The following is a 208-nucleotide window of genomic DNA, read 5'->3' on the forward strand; positions in this document are numbered from 1 at the left end:
TGGCCATGTGATGCGACCGCATGACTCGCCTCTCGACGTACGATGTTGTAGGCCAGTAACATTCCCCACAGTTCTTGGTAGATTAGATCGATTTTCTTACTGCACAACGTAACGGCATTGTTGAGCATAGAGGATTTGATGTCACGAAACCCTAATTCAATTTCCCAGCGCTGATGGTACAGTTGAGCAATCTTATCCGCTGGGTAGT

Annotated in this window: 1 protein-coding gene; it reads right to left on the reverse strand. The window is 47.1% G+C overall.

Annotated elements, in window-relative coordinates:
- The coding region (locus AC2A4J_RS20520) for a transposase (RefSeq protein WP_484177314.1) at positions 1-208 on the reverse strand (208 nt) is incomplete at both ends.

The sequence above is a fragment of the Marinomonas sp. ATLA20 genome (assembly GCF_057180105.1).